We start from the raw sequence: 3135 nt of genomic DNA on the forward strand, positions 1-3135 counted from the left end.
GGTCGTAGCGGGGGTCCTGGCGGAAGAGGTAGAGGAGGGAGTAAAGGAAGGTGACGAAAAAGGCCAGGTAGCCGAGCCAGGCCCCGGGCACGTGCAGGTACATGATGCGCACCAGGTAGCCCTGGTTGGCGTCGGGCGGGGCCTCGAGGGCGAGGTAGAGGCCCAAGGGCAAGAGGAGAAGCCCAAGGCCCAGGAAAACCCAGGTCAGGGCATCAGGGCGTTCCGGGTAAGCCGCCTTCAGCATCGCGTTCCTCCCTATTCAGCATAGGTCCTCCTCGGCTTAGAAGTCTGTGGCCCTACCCCTCCATGATGAGGGGGAAAAGGAGGGCGCTGGCCGTCACGTAGACGGCGTCAAACACCAGGAGGAGCTGCCACCAGGAGGCCACCTCCTCCAGGGGAAACCCCTCCAAAAGCCCCGCCGTGGCCCGCACCGAGGCCAGGACCACGGGGACCACCAGGGAGAAGAGGAGAAGGGGCAGAAGGGCCTCCCGCCCCCGAAGCCGGGCGAGGAGGCCCGCGTAGAAGGTAGCCACGCTGGCGTAGCCCAGGGTGCCCAGGGCTAGGGTGAGGAAGAGGGAAAGCCCCTTCTCCAGGGGCAGGTAGAAAAGCCCCGCCGCAAGAAGGAGGGCGAGGAGGGCCAAGGGGAGGAGCAGGAGCATCTGGAAGAGGAGCTTCCCGAAGTAGACCCACTCCTTCCCCCCAGGGGCGAGGAGGAGGTCCTCCAGGGTGCCCTCCTCCACCTCCAGGGCGAAGGCCCGGCTGGAGAGGAGGGTGGAGAGGAAGGCCAGGGCCACCCAAAGGACCCCGGGGGCCGCCCGGCGCAGAAGGGCCTCCTCGGGGCCCAAGGCCAGGGCCATGACGAAAAGCGTCACCCCCAAAAAGGCGAGCAGGGAGAGAAGCCCGGCGCGGTCCCGGACCTCGAGGCGGAGGTCCCGAAGGGCAAGAAGCCAGACCCGCCTCACGCCGCCCCCAGCCACACCGCCCGGTCGGCCACCGCCTCGGCCAAGGCCCGGTCGTGGGTGGCGAGGACCACCGCCGCCCCCTTCTGGGCCTCCCGGAGGGTCTCCAGAAGAAGGGCCCTCCCCTCCTGGTCCAGGGCGGTTTCCGGTTCGTCCAGAAGCCAGAGGTCCGGCCTGAGGAGGAGGAGGCGGGCCAGGGCCAGGCGCTTTTTCATCCCGCTGGAAAAGGCGGCGAGGGGAAGGTCCTGGGGGAGGCCAAAGCGCTCCAAGGCCCCCTTCCAGTCCCCCCCCACCCCGTGGAAGGCGAGGTCAAAGAGAAGGTGCTCCCGGGCGGTGAGGTGGCGGTGGAAGGCCGGGGGGTTGGGGAGGAAGAGGGGCCTTCCCCTTCGCTCCACCTGGCCCCGGGTAGGCTTCAGAAGCCCCGCCATCAGGCGGAGGAGGGTGGTCTTGCCGGAGCCGTTGGGCCCCAGGAGGGCCACGGCCTCTCCCCGGCGCACCTCGAGGTCCAGGCCCCGGATGACCCAGTCGCGGCCGAAACGCTTGGAGACGCCCTGCAGGCGAAGGAGCATGCCTCTCCCAGTCTAGAAGACACCCCGGGGAAAAAGGTACCTAGAGGTACCGCTGCAGCCACTCGGGGGTGATCCGCAGGAAGAAGGTGTTCAAAGCCGTGAAGGTGCCGGTGAAGAGAAGCACCCCCACGAGGATCAGGACCACGCCCGCCAGGACCTCCACGTAGTGGGAAATCCGGCCGGCGCGCCTAAGCCACCCCTTGATCCGGTCGGCGAAGAGGGCCACCAGCAGGAAGGGGACGGCGAGCCCCAGGATGTAGGCCAGGAGGAAGCCCACCCCACCCCCCACGGCGGTGAGGGTAAGGATGGCCCCCAGGATGGGGCCGATGCAGGGGGTCCAGCCTAGGCCCAGGGTGGCCCCGAGGAGGAAGGCCCCAAGGGGGCGGCCCGTCTCCCCCTCGTAGCGGAGGGAAACCCCCCACCTGGGCCTGAGGCCCAGCATGTAGAGCCCGAAGAGGACGAGGACCACCCCCCCGATGCGGGTCAGGGTCTCGCGGTGCTCAAAGAGGAGCCCCCCGAGGAGGGTGAAGGGCAGGCCCAGGAGGAAGAAGACCACCCCGAAGCCCAGGACGAAGAAGAGGGCGTTGAAGAGGGGGCGCCCCCTCTCCCCCCCCAGGTAGAAGAGGTAGGTGGGGACGAGGGGCAAGACGCACGGGGAGAGGAAGGAGAGCACCCCCGCCAAAAAGGCCGCCGTAAAGGAAAGGGTCATACCTCTATCCTAGGGCAGGGTGAGCCAGGGGAAGCGGCGCTGGGTCTCAGGGTCCAGGTGGAGGAGCTCCCGGGCGGGCATGCGGATCTTGGGCAGGGTGGCCTGGTTCACGGGGGTACTGGCGTCAATGATGCCGTTCATGTAGAGGAGGAAGGCCACCAGGTGGTAGACCTCCTCGTCCGTCAGCGTCCCCGCCTGCCCGAAGGGCATGGCCCTTCGGATGTAGTCAAAGAGGGTGGTGGGGTACTGCCAGTAGTTGCCGATGGCGTACTCCACGGGCTCGGTGTCCGGGGTGATGGGGAAGGGCTCGGAAACCAGGCGGTTGAAGGGGTACCCCCCCGTTTTGCGCGTAGGCCACCAGCACGTCCTCCATGGCCTTCTCCAGGGGCAAGGAGCGGGTGTACATGGCGGCGTCCATCCCCTCGGGGATGAACCGCTTGGCCCCGGGCTTCACCCCCGCCTCCTTGAGGAGAAGGGCCAGGGGCACCCCGGTCCAGCTGGCGTTGGAGGCGAGGCCCCGGCTACGGGTGGCGGTGAGGTTGGGGTCCGGGGGGTTGCGGTAGCCGTTCTGCCCGTTCCCGGCGCGCTCAATGAAGTAGGTGCGGGTGACGGAGGGGAAGCGCTTGAGGTCCTCCAGGGTGAGGACCAGGGGGCGCTCCACCATCCCGTGGATCGCCAGGCGGTAAGCCTTGGGGTCCACCTGGGGCACCCCGGCGTGGTGGCGTTCAAAGTGGAGGCCGTTCGGGGTGATGACCCCCTCCAGCTTCTCCAGGGGGGCGAAGTTCGCCCCCGAGTGGCGGGTGCGCAGGTTGGGGGAGATGTAAGAGGCTGTCGTAAAAGGGTGGTATCCTTAAGGGGTGACTCTTAGACGATCTTACCCCAGCGACCTCAGCGATGC

The 3135-nt window shown here is 68.0% G+C and carries 4 protein-coding genes and 2 pseudogenes; all 6 read right to left on the reverse strand.

Features of this window, described 5'->3' with window-relative positions:
- Positions 1-244 (reverse strand): cytochrome c biogenesis protein CcsA (gene ccsA / locus AC01Y6_RS09965; RefSeq protein ID WP_476671367.1); only part of this gene is annotated, 244 nt, incomplete at its 3' end.
- A gap of 52 nt (positions 245-296) precedes the next feature.
- Complete coding sequence (locus AC01Y6_RS09970) at positions 297-962, reverse strand: heme exporter protein CcmB (RefSeq protein ID WP_476671368.1); 666 nt, start codon at positions 960-962, stop codon at positions 297-299.
- Positions 959-1528 carry an ABC transporter ATP-binding protein gene (locus AC01Y6_RS09975; RefSeq protein WP_428716820.1) on the reverse strand — a complete coding sequence of 190 codons (570 nt, stop codon included), beginning with the start codon at positions 1526-1528 and terminating at the stop codon, positions 959-961. Before AC01Y6_RS09975 ends, AC01Y6_RS09970 begins: the two co-directional genes overlap by 4 nt.
- Positions 1529-1568: 40 nt before the next feature.
- Complete coding sequence (ccdA, locus tag AC01Y6_RS09980) at positions 1569-2237, reverse strand: cytochrome c biogenesis protein CcdA (protein WP_476671370.1); 669 nt, start codon at positions 2235-2237, stop codon at positions 1569-1571.
- 9 nt (positions 2238-2246) lie between these two features.
- Positions 2247-2573: pseudogene (locus tag AC01Y6_RS09985) on the reverse strand (c-type cytochrome); the annotation flags it as partial.
- A 1-nt stretch (position 2574) separates the two neighbouring features.
- Positions 2575-3060: pseudogene (locus AC01Y6_RS09990) on the reverse strand (molybdopterin-dependent oxidoreductase); the annotation flags it as partial.
- Positions 3061-3135 lie beyond the last annotated feature (75 nt).

The organism is Thermus sp. (assembly GCF_056332225.1).